Raw genomic sequence first — 18,674 nt, 5'->3', positions numbered from 1 at the left:
GTGACGGTAGTCAAGAGTTACGCAGTGTCATTTAAAAGTGACGGAGGATGGGTGTCCGGCAACGACGTGGTCGCGCGCAATGTGCGGCGGTTCCGCATCGAGCGCAACCTCTCCCTGGGAGAGGTCGCCCGACGCTCGGGACTGGCCAAGCAGACGGTCTCCAAGGTGGAGCTCGGCACCGGCAACCCGACAGTGGAGACGTTGATGGCGCTGAGTGAGGCGCTCGACGTGCCGGTCCAGCGGCTGCTCACCGAATGGGGCACGCCGGTCTTCGTGCAACGCGCCGGCGAGGCCGAGTGGGAGAACGCCGACGGCGGAGACATACGCGCCCTGGACCAGATCTACGGCTCCGGCTACGTCATCACCCGGCTGGTCCGCCTCGAAGCGGGCGCGGACTCCGGCGCGCTCGACGCTCAACCGCAGGGGACCTTGTATCACGCCTATGTCATCAGCGGCGCGGTACGGATCGGGCCGCTCGCCGACCCGGTCGAGGTCGAAGCCGGCGACTTCGTGCGGTTCCCCGCCGACGTCCCGCACCTGCAGGTCTGCCTCGCGGGGCCGGCCGCACTGCACATTGTCGTGACCATGCCGCAGGTGCGCCAGATCGCACCGCAGGTGCTCAACACCTGAATGGTGTGCCGGTCCCCGGCACGGCCAGCGCGACGGGGCCGCGGGCCCCCTTCACTGGGGGTGACCCAGTGCCCACCCGGAGGACGCGATGCCCTCGACCCCCGCCGCCCCGTCGGTGACCGACGCCGCGATCGCCGATGCCGCCGCCCGGCTTGCCGAAGCCTCCCGCAGCCGCACCCCGTGCCCACCCGTCCGCGACCTGATCGGCACCACCGACATAGCTGCGGCATACGCCGTGCAACAGCGCTTGGTGGCGGACCAGATCGCGAGCGGCCGCACCGTCGTGGGCCGCAAGATCGGGCTCACCTCCGAGGCGGTGCAGCAGCAGCTCGGGGTGGACCGGCCTGACTTCGGCGTACTCCTCGACGACATGGCATACGACGCCGGCGAGCCGATCCCGGTCCGCTGCTTCCTGCAGCCAAAGATCGAGGCCGAGATCGGCTTCGTCCTGAAAGCGGACCTCGACGGCGACATCTCCGACGATGCCGTCGAGGCCGCCGTCGGCGAGGTCTGCGTGGCGCTGGAGATCGTCGACTCTCGGATCAGGAACTGGGACATCAGTTTCGGCGACACCGTGGCCGACAACGCAAGCTCGGGCGGGTACGTGCTCGGAGAACGGCGCGTCTCGCTCGCGGAGTTCACCCCTGTCGAGGCCGCGATGGAACTGACCCGCGACGGCGAGGTGGTTTCCACCGGCACCGGGGCTGCCTGCCTCGGCGACCCCCTCGCCGCGCTGGCCTGGCTGGCCACGACCGCTCGCGACCTGGGCGAGCCGCTGCGCGCCGGCCAGGTCGTGCTCTCCGGTGCGCTCGGGCCCATGGTGCCGGTCGCGGCGGGAGACACCTTCGTCGCCACCGTGCCCGGGCTCGGGTCGGTCACCGCACCGTTCAGCCTCGAGGAGGACGCATGAGCAGGACCAAGGTCGCGATCATCGGATCGGGCAACATCGGCACCGATCTGATGATCAAGGTGCTCCGCCTCTCCGCGACCCTCGAGGTAGCGGCCATGGTGGGCATCGATCCCGAGTCCGACGGACTCGCGCGCGCCGAGCGGTTCGGCGTACCCACCACCCACGAGGGCGTTGACGGTCTCATCGCGATGCCCGGCTTCGATGAGATCCAGATCGTCTTCGACGCCACGTCGGCCGGTGCGCACAAGGCCAATGCCGCCGCGCTCGCTCCGCACGGGAAGCAGTTGGTCGACCTCACCCCGGCCGCGATCGGACCCTTCGTCGTGCCGCCGGTCAACCTCGAGGAGCACCTCGCGGAGTCGGTGGACAACGTCAACATGGTCACGTGCGGTGGCCAGGCCACCATCCCCATGGTTGCCGCCATCGCGTCGGTCGTCCCGGTCCCGTACGCCGAGATCGTCGCCTCGATCGCGAGCAAGTCCGCCGGTCCGGGCACCCGCGCCAACATCGACGAGTTCACCGAGACCACCGCGCACGCGATCGAGGCCGTCGGCGGCGCCACCCGCGGCAAGGCAATCATCATCCTCAACCCGGCCGAGCCCCCGCTGATCATGCGTGACACCGTGCTCGCGCTGGTCGAGGACCCGGACGGCGCGAAAGCCGACGCGATCCGCGCGTCGGTCGAGGAGATGGCGGCCCGGGTGGCTGAGTACGTGCCCGGCTACCGGCTCAAGCAGGAGGTACAGGTGACCCCGATCCCCGAGGGGCAGCCGGTCCACACGCTGACCGGCGGCGCCGCCGCAACCCATCAGGTGACGGTGTTCCTCGAGGTCGAGGGTGCCGCACACTACCTGCCGGCGTACGCCGGCAACCTCGACATCATGACCTCGGCTGCACTCCGTGTCGCCGAGCGGATGGCCGAGCAGCAGGCTGGATCGACCGTGGGGGCAACCCGATGACCGAGATCTTCTTGCAGGACGTCACGCTCCGCGACGGCATGCACGCCATCCGCCACCGGATCCCACCGGGCCGGCTCGGCGAGATCGTCGCTGCGCTGGATGCCGCCGGCGTCGACGCGATCGAAGTCGCGCACGGTGACGGCCTCGCCGGTGGGTCGCTCAACTACGGCCCCGGCTCCCACACGGACTGGGAGTGGCTGGAGGTCGCTGCGGACAACATCAGCAGCGCACGCCTCACCACGCTGCTGCTGCCCGGCATCGGCACCATCGAGGAGCTGAAGCGCGCCTACGACCTGGGCGTGCGGTCGATCCGCATCGCCACCCACTGCACCGAGGCCGACGTCTCCGCGCAGCACATCGCCAAGGCCCGCGAGCTCGGCATGGACGTCGCTGGTTTCCTCATGATGAGCCACATGGCTCCGGCGGGGACTCTGGCAGAGCAGGCGAAGCTGATGGAGTCCTACGGCGCGCATTGCGTCTATGTCACCGACTCCGGCGGACGGCTCACCATGACCGGCGTGCGTGACCGGGTGCGCGCCTACCGCGACGTGCTCGACGAATCCACCGAGATCGGCATCCATGCCCACGAGAACCTCTCGCTGTCGGTCGCCAACTCGGTGGTCGCGGTGGAGGAGGGTGTCTACCGGGTCGACGCCTCGCTCGCCGGTCAGGGTGCCGGGGCGGGCAACTGCCCGATCGAGCCGATGGTCGCCGTCGCCGACCTCTACGAGTGGAAGCACCGCGCGGACCTCTTCGCACTGCAAGACGCTGCGGAGGAACTGGTGCGTCCGCTGCAGGACCGCCCCGTCCGGGTCGATCGGGAGACTCTCACGCTCGGATACGCGGGCGTCTACTCGAGCTTCCTGCGTCACGCTGAGGCTGCCGCCGAGCGGTACGGCCTCGACGTACGCACCATCCTGCTGGAGGTCGGCCGCCGCGGGCTCGTCGGCGGTCAGGAGGACATGATCGTCGACATCGCGCTCGATTTGGCGGGCCCGCCGATTCAGAAAGCGGACTCATAGACGCGCCAGCAGCAGCCGACTGATGGGTATGCGGGGGGCAGTCGCGTAAGCCTCGTTCACCTGCAAGAGGTTCGCGATCCGTTCGATCTGCGACGGAGTGGAGCCGGCGCGCGATCAGTGCGAGTCGGGTCTCGTCTGCTTCCGGGGCGATCCGTTCGATCTGGGTGTCGTTGGTCACATGTCCTCGCCTGCGGCAATGTTACTGATACACCGTGTAGCGGGTATTCAGACTCACTGCCATGACCGCGGGAACGTCGGATCAAGGTGCGAGCGGCGGTCCGAAGCTCAACAGGAGGACGTATGGAAACGTTCGACGTGATCATCGTGGGTGCGCGATGTGCCGGGGCGCCGCTCGCCAAGGCCCTGACCGACCGCGGACTCCGTGTCTGTGTCCTGGATAAGGCGACGTTCCCCAGCGATACCCCGTCGACGAGCGCACTGCAGTCCAACGGCGTCGATGTACTGCGGCGGCTTGGGATGCTCGACCGTGTGCTGGCGGCCGGTCCTCCGGTCATGCGGAGCGTAACGACCGTCAGTCCCCATTCAACTTTCACGCTCGACGTCGATCCGCAGACCTATGGGATGACGTTGGGAGTCACCAGAACCATGCTCGACGCAGCACTCGTGGAGAGCGCAGCGCACGTCGGTGCCGACGTCAGGGTCGGAAGCGCGGTCAAGGGCGTGATCGTCGAAGCAGGCAGGGTCGTTGGCGTGCGCACGGCGTCCGGGGACCTGTACGCGGGACTGGTAGTCGGCGCTGATGGCCGCAACTCGACCGTCGCGGCCAGCGTAGGCGCTTCCGAGTACTGTTCGCGCGCCGCTGGACGGTTGCCGACTTGGTCGATCTATGAGGGCGCCGACATCGAGGCCGGGTTCTTCTTCGGCGCCAGGAGCAGGCCCGGCGGTGGCACCACCGGCTTCCTCGGCACGCCGCTCGATGGCGGTCGGTTCCTCGCCGCGGCAGCCGTGCCCATCGACGTCGGACAGTCCTTTCTCAAGGACCGATACCGCAACTTCGACATCGAGCTCGAACTGTTCCCTGAGCTGGCGGAGGCAACAAGAGACGCAACTCGAGTGGGTCCGCTACGAGTCCTCCAGAGATGGCACAGCTACTTCCGCACATCCGCCGGCCCCGGATGGGTGTTGGTGGGCGACGCCGGCAACTTCAAGGACTACTCGCTCGGCCAAGGCATGTCCGACGCGATGCGACAAGCCGAGACACTCGCTGCCGCCGTCGAGCTGGGTTTCGAGACGAACCGCATCGATGCCCACACGCGGCGATGGTGGCGGTGGCGGGACCAGGATGCGTGGCAGATGTACTGGACCAACTGCCTGATCGGCGAGCCCTACCTCCCCGAAGCGTTAGCCGATGCGATCTTCGAGCCAGGAGCACGGGACCCTGAGGTGGCCCTACGCCTGGCAGGCATCCTCAACAAGACCATCCCACCGCTGCGAGCAGTTCCGACGGGAGCGTTCCTGACGGCGACAGCGCGGACCACCGGCGCCTTGATCGCTGGTTCCGCTCAGCACCCCCGCCACGCCCTGCGCCAAGCTCGTGCCCTGGCGAGCATGGCCCGGTTCACGGCCGGACTGGTGGTGAACCATCCCTCAGGCCCAGTAGGGGCCACACGATACGGGCGTTCCCCTCGATCGGCACCGTCGGTGACCGCTACGACATTGCCCTAGACCCTGCTCAGTTGTCCCTTCTGGTTCCGTTGCCCGGGGCGATGGCCTCTGATCGGTAGGGTGTCGACTCCTGGCATCAAGGAGGCACCACCATGGTCATCACTGGACTCGTCCTCACCGGCATCGCGGCGCTGGTGCACGTCTTCATCTTCTATCTGGAGTCGATCGCGTGGACCAGCCGCCGGGCGCGAGCGGTCTTCGGCACCAGCGCTGAGGAGGCGGAGGCGACGAAGGTGCTGGCGTTCAACCAGGGCTTCTACAACCTCTTCCTCGCGATCGCGGTGTTCCTGGGGATCGGCGTGTACGCCGCCGGCTTCGAAGCGGTCGGCGCGACGCTGGTGTTCACCGGCGCCGGGTCGATGGTCGCCGCCGCAGCGGTGTTGATCCTGTCGAGCCCGGACAAGGCCTCCGCCGCGGTGAAGCAGGGCCTGGTGCCGGCGCTCGGGGTGATCGCCCTGATCGTCGGAGTGTGGCGCTGACGCGCTACTTCCAGGCCTTCACGTAGTCGACGTTCATGGTCGCCGGAGTGAACCCGGCGGAGTCGTCGTAGCCGTTGGCGCCGACGCCGAGCGCCTGAGTGAATGCGATCAGGAACGGCTTGTGGAAGGCCGCATCGGTGGCGGTGTTCAGGCAGGTCCGGCCGTTGACGAGGATCTTGATCCGGGTCGCCGACCACTCCAGCACGTAGGTGTTCCACTCGCCACGGTGGGCGACACAGTCCCACGCGGTGTTGAGCCCGGGCACCGGGCCGAGCACCGCGCTGACCCCCGAATGCAGGAACGGGACGGCCAGGTGTGGGTCCTTGGAGTAGGTCTCCATCACGTCGATCTCACCCGAGGCCGGCCACAGGTGCGTCCACGGGAAGTGTCGGGTGTCCGGCCACAGCCAGAACGCCTCATGCAGCCCCGGGCGATCGAACTCCTGCACCCGCATCCGTGCCTCGAAGCGGCCGTAGGCCTGACTCCAGATCTGGTACGTCGAGACCTGGCCGGCGGCGTACCTGGTCTGCCGCCCATCGGGGCAGGGCACCGGCTCGTCCATCTCCACCACGGACAGGTTCAGCGACCCCCCGGAGACGTCGACCACGGCCGGGTCGTCGATGTAGCAGGCGAACACCGACGCCGTGCCGTTGCTGTGCTGGCGCTGAGGAACCCACAGCGTGCGGTCGAGCTCGGTGCCGGAGAAGTCGTCGGCGAACGTGCACGCCCACGCAGTGCCGTCGCGCTTCAGGATTGTGTCGCCGCAGTCGAACCGGGACGGGTCGGGGTCGGGCGAGGGGTCGGGTGCCGGCCACGGGTCGGGGAGGGGGTTGGGTGTCTGGCCCGGAGGTACGTCGATCAGGCCCAGGTGGCACTGGAGTTGCCGGATCAGGTTCGGGAACCAGTCGAAGCACGTCCCGGTGGGCGCCGGAGCATGGACGACGACCGGTTGGCTGGTGGGCTGCGCGATCGCCGGGGCGCTGGTGCCCGCGGCAACGGCAGCCAACAGCGTCGTGGTGGTCGCAACAGAGAGGATGGTCCGGACGCGCGGTGCCAAGGGGGGTCTCCTGATCCAGGCGTGGGTGACGCGGCCTGACTCTAGGGGACACGGGACTCAACCCGTGCGCCCGACCACATAGTTGAGCATCGTCGGCTCGTCACTGATGACGGAGACCACCACCGTGTACGGCGGCCGCTCAAACGTGGCGCCCAACACGGTCTCCTCGGGCGAACTCAGGTCCATCGATCCCTGTGAGGTGAAGCCGACGGCCTCCAACTGCTCGACCGCCGCCCGGTAGGCGTCGGTGGGGGCGCCGGTGACCTGCAGCGAGACGGTCCAGTGCGCCTCGCCGTCGGCCCCGAGCACTTCAGCTCCGTGCAGCACCTCGCCGGACACCAGGGGGACATCGTCGGGGAAACCCTGCGGCAGCCGGGCGCCCATCTGCACCGACCCGTCCTCGGTGGTGACCGAGAAGTCGCCGGTCTCGAAGTCCACGTCGACGTTCTCGGCGTCGGTGAACTGCTCGAGCAGCCGCTCGGCGCCTCGCTCGCTCAGGCTCTCGCCACATCCCGTGGCCGCGATCAGCAGGGCGGCCGTCACCGCCACCCGGGTGGCCTTGCGTCGCATCCCCATCACGGCGCCGTGTAGGCCCAGCTGCCCGCAACCCAGGCGTTGCCGGAGTTGCCGTTGAACGGCCAGAACACCACGACGCCGTTCCTGCCGTCGGCCCAGGCGTCGTCCGAGTAGATGTAGGGGTTGGCCACCAGGCTGTGCAGCGACGAGTAGATGCACAGCTTCCCGGCGGCCGCCTGACCCGGCCCGGGGCAGTCGGCGGTGTAGGTGGTGCCCCAGACCTGGGCGAGTGCCCCGTTGGGCGCCGGTGCGGCAAGCGGGCGTGGGTACTGGATCACCGCGCTGAGGTAACCGCCGGTGCCATTGTCGAGCTTCGCGCCCGCGGCGGCGATCGGGCCGGACATGGTCTCGCCCGACGCCAGGGGGGTGATCTCGCCGGCGGGACCGCTCGGTCCAGCGGGTCCGGCCGGGCCCTGCTGTCCCTGCAGCTGCTCGCGGGCGGCGGGGGCGAGGTCGCCGTACTTGATCGTCCCCCGCGCGATGTGCCGCGACTTCACGGCGCTCTTGGCGATGTGCTTGGACTTGACCGCGTTCTTGGCGATCTGCTGACTGGTCACCACGGCCGCGGTGGCTCCGGTCGTCGCGGACAGCACCAACGCCAGGCTGGCCACGATCAGGGCCGCCTTCGACGTGGATCGTTCACTCATTGCGTGCTCCTCAGGATGGGTGTCGCGGGCACGCACGCTAGGGGCGGCCGGGCGGTGGCCGCCATGAGGAGAAACTGCCTAGTGGCCTCAGGCCGCCGAGCAGCCGGACCGGATGGCCCGCCCGAGACGGGACCAACGCCCCCTCTGACGAAGGATTCGCGAACTTTCTGTGACGACAACGTGACAAGCCGGTGACTCGTGGGGCAGGATGGGTCTTGCTTCGCCGGTGACCCGAGACACCGGCGAAGCTCTTATGAACGGCTCCGTGTCGCCTCCCCCGTCGACGCGGAGCCGTTCTCTATTTCCGCCTCACCCGGCGGCGGCCGCCTGCAGGGTGATCAGTCGCGCCTTGGTCGGGTGGTACGCCGGCGCCTTGAGCCGCATCCCGGCTTCCTCGGGGGTCCGGTTGCCCTTGCGTTCGTTGCAGTGCCGGCAGGCGGCGACACAGTTCTCCCACGACCACGGCCCGCCGCGGGAGGCGGGCAGCAGGTGGTCGATGGTGGTGGCGGGGGCTCCGCAGTAGCCGCAGGTGCCGCCGTCGCGGATCAGGATGCCGCGCCTCGACCAGCCCGCCGGCCGGTGCAGCCATCGCTGGGAGACGTACCGGACCAGCCGGATCACCTTCGGCCACGGATGCGGGCCGATCATCTTGTCCGCCACCGACTCCTCGACGGTGGCGACGCCGCGGAAGAGCATCCGGACCGCGTGCTTGAACGACACCACGTCGTGGTGCTCATAGGAGGCGTTCAGCAAGGTCACCTGGGTGGCGGTCACCGCAATCACCTCCGGCCGCTTCGAGGAGACGTGACGTGCGTTGAACTCTCGTTGGCAAGAGTAGGCATGCCGACGCGGAACCACCGCATCGGCCCGGCCACTTCGTCGGTGCTCCATGGCAGGCTGTCCGCCGTGCCCGTTCACCTGCACCACGCCCCCAGCACCGACGTGCTGGCCGACGGGCTTGCCCGGCTGCTGAGCGACCCGCTGCCGGATCCCTTCGCCACCGAGGTGGTGGTGGTGCCGACCAGGGGTGTCGAGCGGTGGCTGGCGCAGCGGCTCTCGCACCGTCTCGGCGCCGCACCGGGTCTCGGGGACGGGGTCTGTGCCGGGGTCCGGTTCCTCAACCCGCGCTCCCTGGTCGCGATGGTGACCGGCAGCGAGGACGATGACCCGTGGGACCCGGACCGTCTGGTGTGGCCGCTGCTGGCCACGATCGACGCGCACCTGGATGCCGACTGGTGCCGGCCGCTCGCCCGGCACCTGGGCGAGGGGCGCGACGACACCGAGCGGGACCTGCGCCGGGCCCGTCGTTGGGCCACCGCCCACCGGCTGGCCACCAGGTTCGCGTCGTACGCCGTGCAGCGGCCCGGGCTGCTGGCCGACTGGCGGGCCGGCCAGGACAGCGACGGCGCCGGTGGCCACCTGGCGCCCGACCTGGCCTGGCAGGCGGAGCTGTGGCGACGGTTGCTGGAGGTGGTGCCAGCTGACCCGCCCGAGGTCCGCCACCACGGCGTGCTGGACCAGCTGCGGGAGGCGCCGGGGTCGCTGGACCTGCCCGAGCGGCTCTCCCTCTTCGGGCACACCCGGATCCCGGTCACCGAACTGGAGTTGCTGCAGGCACTCGCCACGCACCGCGAGGTGCACCTGTGGCTGCCCCAGGTCTCCCGGTCTCTCTGGGAGGCCCAGGGGCAACTCGGCGACAGCGTGGTGCCCCGCGACCAGGACCGTTCCGTCGAGCTGGTCGGTCACCCGCTGCTCGCGTCCCTGGGTCGGGACGCCCGGGAGTTGCGCCGGGCGGTGGCGCCGCTGCTGGCCGACGCGACCGCCGAGACGTTGGCCGGTCCGCCGGCCCCGGCCACGCTGCTGGGCTGGCTGCAGGACGATCTGCGCGACAACCACGCCCCCACCCCCGCCGAGCGGGGCGACCGACACCTGGCCGAGGACGACCGTTCCGTGCAGGTGCATGCCTGCCACGGCCCGGCCCGCCAGGTCGAGGTGCTCCGCGAGGTGCTGGTCGGCCTGATGCAGGACCAGCCCGACCTGGAGCCCCGCGACATCGTGGTGATGTGCCCCGACATCGAGAGCTACGCCCCGCTGATCCAGTCCGCGTTCGGCCTCGCGCCCGCCGACACCGACGGGTGGGCCGGGCACCCCGGGCATCGCCTCCGGTTGCGTCTGGCCGACCGGTCGCTGCGCGCCACCAACCCGCTGCTGGCGGTGGCTGGCCACCTGCTGACCCTGGCCGCCGGCCGGGCCACCGCCGCCGAGGTGCTCGACCTGGCCGGTGCCGCACCGTGCCGGATGCGCTTCTCCTTCGACGACGACGGCCTGGAGCGCCTGCACGACTGGGTGGACCGTGCCGCCGTCCGGTGGGGGCTGTCCGCGGAGCTGACCCTGACCAGGTACGGGCTGGGACAGTACGGCGGCAACACCTTCGCCGCCGGGCTGGAACGGATCCTCGCCGGGGTAGCGCTCAGCGACGACGAACGCCGGCCCCTGGGCCGGGCGGTGCCGGTCGATGACATCGGCAGCGATGAACTCGACCTGGCCGGAGACTTCGCCGAGTTCCTGGACCGGCTGGAGCGCTGCCTGGCCGCGCTGGCCCAGTCCCGTAGCGTCGCCGACTGGCTCGCCGCGTTGCGCGACGGCGTACGCGCTCTCACCCGGGTCGCGGCCGCCGACGCCTGGCAGTTGCCGCAACTGGAGCGGGAGTTGGCCGGCATCGGTGCAGCCGCGCAGAACGCCCCCACCGAGCTCAGCCTCCCCGACGTACGAGCGATGCTCGAGCAGCGGCTGGCCGGTCGGCCGACCCGCGCCAACTTCCGCACCGGCGCGATCACGGTGGCGACGTTGACCCCGATGCGGTCCATCCCGCACCGGGTGGTCTGCCTGCTCGGCCTCGACGATCAGGTGTTCCCGCGCGGCACCCTCGCCGACGGTGATGACGTGCTGCTGCGTCGGCCGATGACCGGAGAGCGCGACAGGCGCGGCGAGGACCGGCAACTGCTGCTCGATGCGATCCTGGCCGCCCGCGAGCACCTGGTGGTCACCTACAGCGGCGCCGACGAGCGCAGTGGCGCCGAGCGTCCACCCGCCGTGCCCCTCGCCGAACTCCTGGCCGCCCTGGACCGAACCACCGCGGACCCGGTTGCCGGACGAGTGCTCACCCGGCACCCCCTGCAAGCCCACGACCGACGCAACTTCGCGGGTCGGAGTTTCGACGCCGCGGCCCGCGACGGCGCAGCCGCAGCGGCCGCCGAGCGGACCCCGCCCCCGGAGCTGCTGGCCGCACCACTGACCGCACTGCCCGCTGCCGACGTCACCGTCGAGGAGTTGAGGGCGTTCCTCACCCATCCGGTTCGGACGTTCTTCAAGGAGCGGCTCGACGTCGGTGCCCCGTTGACCCACAACGAACTCCCCGACGCGATCCCGATCGAGTTGGACCATCTCGCCACCTGGCAGATCGGCGACCGGCTGCTTGCGGAGCTGCTGGCCGGCGGCGAGCCCGGCGCGCTGCTCACCCTCGAGCAGTTGCGTGGCACGCTGCCCCCGGGCGCGTTGGCCGCAGCCACCCTGGAGCCCCTGGTGCGCGACTGTCAGGCACTGTGGCAGGCGTCGGCGCGGTTCCGCAGCGCCCAACCGGCCACCATCGACGTCGACGTGGACCTCGGCGGTGGCCGCCGCCTCATCGGCACGGTCGCCGGCGTGCACGACGTCACGGTGCTGTCGATGCGCTGGGGACGGGTCAAGGCCGCGCAACGGTTGGGCCTGTGGGTCGACCTGCTCGCGTTGGCCGCCAGCCGACCGGACACGGCCTGGCTCGGCTGTGCCGTCGGCAAGGCCGGCGGCCGCTCCGCCACGAAGGTGGCCGTCGCCCGGGGACTGCGCGCCGATGTCGTCGACCCCGTCGAGACCCTCCGCGACCTGGTCGCGCTGCGCGACCTGGGATTGACCACGCCCGTCGCCTGCCCCGTCGAGACCGGGGCCGCCTGGGCGGAACGAGCCCGCCGCCATCGCGACTCCGCCGGCCAGGCCGCCGCCCGGGAGTGGACGACCGACCGGTTCAACGGCTACCCCAAGGAGGACGCCGACCCCTATCACGCCCTCGCGTTCGGGGTGGGCGCCGACGTCGACGTGCTGCTCGGACGTACGCCCGCTGCGGCGGCCCTGCCCGCCGCGGCCGAGCGGATCTGGTCGCCGCTGCTGGCCTCGGAGTGGGAGGTGGCGATGTGACCACCTTCCGGATCGCAGACCCGCTGCCGGGCCGAGGCACCACGGTCCTCGAGGCGAGCGCCGGCACCGGCAAGACGTGGGCGATCGCCGCGCTGGTGACCCGCTACGTCGCCGAGGGTGTCGACCTGGAGCGGATCCTGGTGATCACCTTCGGCCGCGCAGCCACCTCGGAACTGCGCAGCCGGGTCCGCGAACAGCTCGAGGAGGCGCGCAGCCTGCTCGCCGGGGAGGCCGTCGGGGACGCCGACTCCGAGCTCACCGACTGGCTGCTCGACGCCGACCCGGACACCCGGACCGTCGTACTCGCTCGCCTCACCGCCGCGCTGGCCCGCTTCGACGCGGCCACCATCACCACCACCCACGGCTTCTGCTCGCTGGTCCTGGACTCCCTCGGCGTCGCCGGCGACAGCGACCCGCGCGCGGTGCTGGTCGAGGAGGTCGACGACCTGGTCCGGGAGGTGGTCGACGACTTCTACCTTCGTCGCTTCGCCGACGGCAGCGAACAGCACGGCTTCGATCACGCCACCGCGCTCTCCCTCGCCACCCGCGTGATCAAGGACCCGCTGGCCCGGCTGGTGCCCGACCCGGCCGCCGAGACCGACCCCGCCGCTGCGCTGCGGGCACGCTTCGGGTTCGCGGTCCGCGACGAGGTCGAACGACGTAAACGGCGCCAGGGGATCCTCACCTACGACGACCTGCTCAGCCAACTGGCCGCCGTCCTCGCCGAACCCGACGCCCCGGCGGCCACGCGGATGCGGGATCGGTGGCAGTACGTCCTGGTCGACGAGTTCCAGGACACCGACCCCCACCAGTGGCAGGTGCTCGACCGGGCCTTCGGTGGTGAGGCGACGATGGTGCTGATCGGTGACCCCAAGCAGGCCATCTATGCGTTCCGCGGCGGCGACGTGCACACCTACCTGACCGCGTCGGTCAGCGCCCATGTCACCGCGCAGAAGAGCCTGGACAGCAACTGGCGCAGCGACGCGCCGCTGGTCGACCGTCTCCAGGGGCTGTTGCGCGGCCTGCCGCTGGGCCACGACCGGATCCGGGTCTCCGAGGTGAGCAGCCAGCGTCCCGGCAGTCGCCTTCACGGCGCTCCCGAGTCCGCGCCGTTCCGGTTGCGGTACCTGCGACGGGACGACCTGCCCGGCGCCCAGGAGAACCCGCCCGTCGCGCCGGTGCGGGCCTACATCGCCCGGGACGTCGCCCTGGACATCAGCCGCCTGCTGGGCTCCGGCGCCAGTTATGACGGGCGGCCGCTGGTCGCCAGTGATGTCGCGGTGATCGCCCACAAGCACGCCGAGCTCGATGCGATCCAGCAGGAGTTGCGCGCGCTCGGCATTGCCGCGGTCAGGTCCGGCGGCAGCGTCTTCGACACGCCCGCCGCCTCGGAGTGGGTGCGGCTGCTGGAGGGTCTCGAGCAACCGCACCGGAGCCCCCGGGTCCGGTCCGCGGCCCTGACCAGCTTCTTCGGGCACACGGCGGTCGAGTTGGACGAGCGCGGCGACGAGTTGACCGAGCAGGTCGCCGAGACGCTGCGAGAGTGGGCGCTGCTGCTCGCCGATGGTGGCTGCGCCGCGGTGCTCGAAGCGGCCCGGGTGGGTGGGTTGCCGGCCCGGGTGCTCGGCCGCACCGGCGGGGAGCGCACGCTGACCGACCTCGAGCACCTCGGTGAACTGCTGCACCAGCTCGGGCACGCCGAGGGTCGCGGCGTGGTGGGCCTGCTGGCCTGGCTGCGGGAGCGGGTCGCCGACACCGCCGCCGACGCGCACGAACGCAGCCGCCGACTGGACTCCGACGCCGCGGCCGTCCAACTGGTCACCATCCACGGCTGCAAGGGGCTGCAGTACCCGGTCGTCCATCTGCCGACCCTGTGGGACCGGTACATCACGCAACCCGATCTGCCCCTCTTCCACGACGAGGACGGCCAGCGGTGCCTCGACATCGGCGGCAACAGTGGCTCGGCACGCCGCGAACACCTGCGTCGCTGGCGGGAGGAGTCCGACGGGGAGTGGTTGCGGCTGCTCTACGTCGCGCTGACCCGGGCCCAGTCCCAGGTGGTGTGCTGGTGGGCACCGACCGCGAAGAGCACCGCCGCCTCTCCGCTGCACCGGGTGCTGCTGCGGGATCCCGGCCAGCCGGACCAGGTCGCCCAGATCGCCGACCTGCCTGGCGACAACGACCTCGCGGCGGTGTTCGGGCGGTGGGGGATAGCCGTCGAGCATGCGGTGCACGCCCCGGCCGGTCGGCCCCCCGCAGAGCCGCCGCCGGCCGAGCTGCGGCTGCGACGCTTCACCCGCCGGGTGGATCACTGGTGGCGACGTACGTCGTACACCGCGCTGAGCCGGGTCGGCCACGAGGCCCCTGGCGTCACCAGTGAACCCGAGTCCCCGCTGATTGAATCTCCTGTGGTCGAGCCGCAGTCCTCGGCGGTCGAGCCGGAGTCCTCGGCGGTCGGGTCGGAGTCCTCGGCGGTCGGGTCGGAGTCCTCGGCGGTCGAGCCTGTCGAGACCCCCCTCAGCCCGATGGCCGACCTGCCCTCCGGGGCCACCTTCGGCTCCCTGGTGCACGCCGTCCTCGAACACGCCGACCCGCAGGCGGACGACCTGGCGGCAGAGCTACGCCGCCACATCCTCGACCAGCAGCTCTGGTGGCCGGTCGACCTGGACACCGACACCCTGGTCGACGCGCTGGTCGCGGTCTGCGACACGCCGCTGGGCCCGCTGGCCGGTGACGCCACGCTGCGCGACATCGGCACCGGTGACCGACTCTGCGAGGTCGAGTTCGAGGTGCCCCTGGACGGCGGCGACCACCATCACGGCACCGAGGTCACGCTGGGGGACCTGGCGCCGCTGCTGCGCCAGCACCTGCCTCCCGGCGACCCGGTCCGGTGGTACGCCGACCGGCTGACCGGAGAGTTGGCCGCGCAGCCGCTGCGCGGCTACCTCACCGGGTCGATCGACGTGGCCATGCGGGTCGGCCACGGTGACGACGCCCGCTACCTGGTGGTCGACTACAAGACCAACTGGCTCGGCGACCTCGACTCGCCGCTGACCGCGGACGCCTATCGCCCCGAGGCCCTCGAGGAAGCGATGGCGCACTCGGACTACCCACTCCAGGCGCTGCTCTACGCCTGTGTGCTGCACCGGTTCCTGCGGTGGCGGCTGACCGACCGCTACCGCCCCGAGCAGCACCTCGGTGGCGTCCTCTACCTCTACCTGCGCGGCATGTGTGGCCCCGACACGCCCCGGTACGACGGCCAGCCGGCCGGTGTCTTCGGGTGGCAGCCACCGATCGAGCTGGTGGCGGCCGTCTCCGACCTGCTGGACGGGAGCCTGCGATGACCGAGCTCTGGCAGGGCGACGACGCCTACGACCGCCGGCTGGCGCTCGCCGCCACCGGCCCGCTGGCCGACTGGAACGCCGCCGGTGTGCTGACCGCCGGCGACGTGCACGTGGCCCGCACGATCGGCCGACTGGCCGGCGAGGCCGACGAAGCGGCCCTGCTGGTGACCGCACTGACCGTGCGGGCGGTGCGGCACGGCTCGGTCTGTCTGGACCTGGCCACCATCGCAGACCGGCTGCCCGAAGGGCTGACTGCTGCGCCAGACCCGCCGCCAGCCACGTCACCGCTGGTCCGGGACCGCATCCTGCACGTCGAGGCCGGCCTGGTGTACCTGGACCGCTACCACCTGCTGGAGAGGCAGGTCGCCGACCAGCTGAGCACACGGATCGGTGCCGTCGACGGCATCGACCAGGCCCGGGCAACGGCCCTGGCCGACACGCTCGACGGCCACTTCAGCCCCGAGCAGCAGCGGGCGGCCCTCGCGGCACTCACCCGGCGTACCGTCGTCCTCACCGGGGGGCCCGGCACCGGCAAGACCACGACGGTCGCGCGGATGTTGCTGCTCCTGGCCGACCAACACGCCGGGCAACGGCTCCGGGTGGTGCTGGCCGCCCCGACCGGCAAGGCGGCGGCCAGACTCACCGAGGCGGTCAACAGCGAGCTCGCGCTGGCCGCAAGCACGGACCAGACCCGTGCCGCTGTGCGTCTGCTGTCCCCGCTGGCCGGGGTCACCCTGCATCGACTGCTCGGCTGGCGCCCGGACAACCGGACCCGGTTCGCCCATCACCGCGGCAACAGGCTCGGAGCGGACCTGGTGGTCGTCGACGAATCGTCCATGGTGGACCTGACGATGATGGCGCGACTCCTCGAAGCACTGCGGCCCGACACCAGGCTGCTGCTGGTCGGCGACCCGGACCAGTTGACCTCGGTGGGCGCGGGGGCGGTGCTCGCCGACATCGTCGCCGGCTGTGCCGGGACACCGGACTCGCCGGTGCTGGCGCTGACCGAGAACTTCCGAGCCACCCGCGACATCCAGGGGTTGGCGGATGCCTTGCGCAGCGGCGACCCGGACTTGGTCCTGGACCGGTTGCGCACCTCGTCCACCCAGATCACCTTCGTCGAGACCGACGACCCGGCGGCCGTCGAGGCGGCGGTGCGCGCGGACTGCCTGCCCGCCGCCGAAGCGGCGCACGCCGCCGCAGTCGAGGGCGACGCCGACTCCGCGCTGGCCGCCCTCCGGGGGCACCGACTGCTCTGCGCTCATCGGGAGGGTCCGCACGGTGTCCGGCGCTGGAACAGCCAGGTGGAGCAGTGGCTGGCCGAGGAGACCGGCGAGGACATGGCCCGGGTCTGGTATCCAGGTCGGCCGCTGCTGGTCACCCGCAACGATCGGGCCCTGGACCTCTACAACGGCGAAACCGGGGTCGTGGTGCAGCACGGCAGCCGGCTGCGCGCCCACATCGAGGGCGGCGACCGGACCCGCGACTTCGCGCCGGTGCGGCTCGACGCCGTGCAGACGATGCACGCGCTGACCATTCACAAGGCGCAGGGCAGCGAGGCCGATCAGATCACCGTGCTGCTGCCGGAGGCCGACTCGCGGCTGTTGACCCGCGAACTCTTCTACACCGCGTTGACCAGGGCCCGCCACCACGTCCGGATCATCGGCAGTGAGGAGGCGGTCCGGGCAGCGGTGCTCACCCGGGCCAGTCGCGCGACCGGCCTGGCCGGCCGCCTCTCCGGTCAGTCGCCGGTCCGGTAGCGCTCCTGGTGCAGCACCGAGTCCAACGGGGACCGGTGACGCCAGCCGAACCGTTCCAGGTCCGGCACCTCGGGCAGGTTGGCCACCGAACCCAGGCACAGCCAGGCCACCGGTCGGGCCCCCTCGGGCAGGTCGACGAGGTCGGCCAGGAACTCCTCCCGATAGAAGCTCACCCAACCCACGCCCAGACCCTCGGCGGTCGCCGCCAGCCACAGGTTCTGGATGGCCAGGCAGACCGAGTAGAGGCCGGCGTCGGCGATCGCGTGCCGACCGAGGACCGCCGGGCCACCGCGCCCCGCGTCATAGCTGACCACCACCCCGAGCCCGGACTCCCGGATCCCCTCGATCTTGATCCGGGAGAACGTCTCGGCACGCTCACCGCTCAACGAGGCGGCGAAGACGTCACGCTCCTGGGCCACGTGCGCGGCGAACCGGTCCAGGGTCGACGGGTCCCGCACCAGCACGAAGTCCCACGGTTGACTCATGCCGACGCTGGGGGCGGCGTGGGCGGCGCCGAACACGCGGCGCAGCACCGCCTCGTCGACCGGTTCCCCGGTGAACTCGGCGCGGGTGTCGCGGCGGCGGTTGATCGCGTCGTACAGGTCCATGGCCGCGCCAACCTACCGGCTCGCCCGGGCACGGGGGCGGGGTGCCCGCCGGTCGAGCCTCGGGATCCGCCCCAGAGGGGACCGAAACAGTCCAGCAATGTGAGCCGAGTATGGTCGTGAGGTCACCAGAATCGACCAGGAGAAGACATGCCCTTCCTGCTCCGCGTGGAGCTGCCCGACGTCCCCGGATCGCTCGGCCGCGTCGCCACCGCCATCGGTGAGGCCGGTGGCGACATCGAGGCGATCGAGATCGTCGAGCACCGCGGCAACGGCACCGCGGTCGACGACGTGCTGCTGGAGACCGCGGCCGGAGTCCTCCCCGATTCGCTCGTGTCCGCCTGCAACCGGCTGGACGGGGTGAAGGTGCTCTGGATCTCCCGGTACGCCGCCGGCGGCAACATCTTCCTCGACCTCGAAGCGGTGGAGGAGCTCACCGCCAACCCGGCCGAGGCGCTGAACAGGTTCGTCGACCTGCTCCCGATCACCTTCCGTGCCGACTGGGGCGCCCGGGTGCGACGAGGCGCCGACGGTCCGGTGATCGTGCATCGGACCCCGGCTGCTCCCGAGCAGTGCCAGTGGGTCGACCTGACGCGTCCGAAGCGGCTGGACGGCGACGACATGTACGAGCTCGCCGGTGCCCCGTTGGGTCCCGACGAGGTGGTGATCATCGGTCGCCGGGGTGGGCCGGAGATCCTGGACTCAGAGATCGCCCGGCTCGGTCACATGGCCGGCCTCGCCGTCTCGATCGCCAGCTGACCTCTCATTG

15 protein-coding genes are annotated in these 18,674 nt (G+C 71.0%); 10 read left to right on the top strand and 5 right to left on the bottom strand.

The window, feature by feature from the left end:
• Nucleotides 1-51 precede the first annotated feature (51 nt).
• The 6 genes from JKG67_RS11770 to JKG67_RS11745 all read left to right on the top strand — a co-directional run bounded on the left by JKG67_RS11770 (nucleotide 52) and on the right by JKG67_RS11745 (nucleotide 5,686).
• On the top strand, nucleotides 52-630 hold the full coding sequence (locus JKG67_RS11770; protein WP_203337509.1) for a helix-turn-helix domain-containing protein: 579 nt from the start codon (nucleotides 52-54) through the stop codon (nucleotides 628-630).
• An 88-nt stretch (nucleotides 631-718) separates the two neighbouring features.
• Nucleotides 719-1,540 carry a 2-keto-4-pentenoate hydratase gene (locus JKG67_RS11765; protein WP_203337508.1) on the top strand — a complete coding sequence of 274 codons (822 nt, stop codon included), beginning with the start codon at nucleotides 719-721 and terminating at the stop codon, nucleotides 1,538-1,540.
• On the top strand, nucleotides 1,537-2,499 hold the full coding sequence (locus tag JKG67_RS11760; RefSeq protein ID WP_203337507.1) for an acetaldehyde dehydrogenase (acetylating): 963 nt from the start codon (nucleotides 1,537-1,539) through the stop codon (nucleotides 2,497-2,499). The genes JKG67_RS11765 and JKG67_RS11760 overlap by 4 nt, the downstream gene beginning before the upstream one ends.
• Nucleotides 2,496-3,521 (top strand): 4-hydroxy-2-oxovalerate aldolase, encoded by a 1,026-nt coding sequence (dmpG, locus tag JKG67_RS11755; protein WP_203337506.1) that lies wholly within the window; start codon nucleotides 2,496-2,498, stop codon nucleotides 3,519-3,521. The genes JKG67_RS11760 and dmpG overlap by 4 nt, the downstream gene beginning before the upstream one ends.
• Before the next feature lie 300 nt (nucleotides 3,522-3,821).
• Nucleotides 3,822-5,207 carry an FAD-dependent oxidoreductase gene (locus JKG67_RS11750; protein ID WP_203337505.1) on the top strand — a complete coding sequence of 462 codons (1,386 nt, stop codon included), beginning with the start codon at nucleotides 3,822-3,824 and terminating at the stop codon, nucleotides 5,205-5,207.
• Nucleotides 5,208-5,299: 92 nt separating this feature from the next.
• Complete coding sequence (locus JKG67_RS11745; RefSeq protein ID WP_203337504.1) at nucleotides 5,300-5,686, top strand: DUF1304 domain-containing protein; 387 nt, start codon at nucleotides 5,300-5,302, stop codon at nucleotides 5,684-5,686.
• A 4-nt stretch (nucleotides 5,687-5,690) separates the two neighbouring features.
• Here JKG67_RS11745 and JKG67_RS11740 read toward each other — a convergent pair whose 3' ends face one another.
• The 4 genes from JKG67_RS11740 to JKG67_RS11725 all read right to left on the bottom strand — a co-directional run bounded on the left by JKG67_RS11740 (nucleotide 5,691) and on the right by JKG67_RS11725 (nucleotide 8,740).
• Nucleotides 5,691-6,743: a glycoside hydrolase family 16 protein gene (locus tag JKG67_RS11740; protein WP_203337503.1), complete on the bottom strand. Its 1,053-nt coding sequence runs from the start codon at nucleotides 6,741-6,743 to the stop codon at nucleotides 5,691-5,693.
• Between the two features lie 57 nt (nucleotides 6,744-6,800).
• Nucleotides 6,801-7,319: a hypothetical protein gene (locus JKG67_RS11735; protein WP_203337502.1), complete on the bottom strand. Its 519-nt coding sequence runs from the start codon at nucleotides 7,317-7,319 to the stop codon at nucleotides 6,801-6,803.
• The gene (locus JKG67_RS11730; protein ID WP_203337501.1) at nucleotides 7,319-7,966 is read right to left on the bottom strand and encodes a hypothetical protein; all 648 of its coding nucleotides are present in this window, start codon (nucleotides 7,964-7,966) and stop codon (nucleotides 7,319-7,321) included. The genes JKG67_RS11735 and JKG67_RS11730 overlap by 1 nt, the downstream gene beginning before the upstream one ends.
• 309 nt (nucleotides 7,967-8,275) lie before the next feature.
• Nucleotides 8,276-8,740 carry an HNH endonuclease gene (locus tag JKG67_RS11725; RefSeq protein ID WP_307816534.1) on the bottom strand — a complete coding sequence of 155 codons (465 nt, stop codon included), beginning with the start codon at nucleotides 8,738-8,740 and terminating at the stop codon, nucleotides 8,276-8,278.
• Between the two features lie 132 nt (nucleotides 8,741-8,872).
• Here JKG67_RS11725 and recC point away from each other — a divergent pair, with 132 nt between their 5' ends.
• Genes recC through recD form a run of 3 tightly spaced genes read left to right on the top strand, consistent with a single transcriptional unit; the run spans nucleotide 8,873 to nucleotide 17,300 of the window.
• Complete coding sequence (recC, locus tag JKG67_RS11720) at nucleotides 8,873-12,196, top strand: exodeoxyribonuclease V subunit gamma (protein WP_203337499.1); 3,324 nt, start codon at nucleotides 8,873-8,875, stop codon at nucleotides 12,194-12,196.
• Nucleotides 12,193-15,540 carry a UvrD-helicase domain-containing protein gene (locus JKG67_RS11715; RefSeq protein ID WP_203337498.1) on the top strand — a complete coding sequence of 1,116 codons (3,348 nt, stop codon included), beginning with the start codon at nucleotides 12,193-12,195 and terminating at the stop codon, nucleotides 15,538-15,540. Before recC ends, JKG67_RS11715 begins: the two co-directional genes overlap by 4 nt.
• The gene (gene recD, locus JKG67_RS11710) at nucleotides 15,537-17,300 is read left to right on the top strand and encodes an exodeoxyribonuclease V subunit alpha (protein WP_203337497.1); all 1,764 of its coding nucleotides are present in this window, start codon (nucleotides 15,537-15,539) and stop codon (nucleotides 17,298-17,300) included. The genes JKG67_RS11715 and recD overlap by 4 nt, the downstream gene beginning before the upstream one ends.
• On the opposite strand, the gene bluB is transcribed toward recD, so the two are convergent.
• Entirely contained in the window at nucleotides 17,282-17,908 is a 627-nt protein-coding gene (bluB, locus tag JKG67_RS11705) for a 5,6-dimethylbenzimidazole synthase (RefSeq protein WP_203337496.1), read from the bottom strand. The genes recD and bluB overlap by 19 nt on opposite strands.
• A gap of 147 nt (nucleotides 17,909-18,055) precedes the next feature.
• On the opposite strand from bluB, the gene JKG67_RS11700 reads away from it, so the two are divergent.
• Entirely contained in the window at nucleotides 18,056-18,664 is a 609-nt protein-coding gene (locus JKG67_RS11700; protein ID WP_203337495.1) for an ACT domain-containing protein, read from the top strand.
• The last annotated feature ends 10 nt before the right edge of the window (nucleotides 18,665-18,674 follow it).

This window comes from Nocardioides limicola (genome assembly GCF_016827675.1).
Taxonomy (GTDB): domain Bacteria; phylum Actinomycetota; class Actinomycetes; order Propionibacteriales; family Nocardioidaceae; genus Nocardioides; species Nocardioides limicola.
Note: the sequence above shows the minus strand (reverse complement) of the source record. Positions and strands in the feature narration are given on the sequence as shown.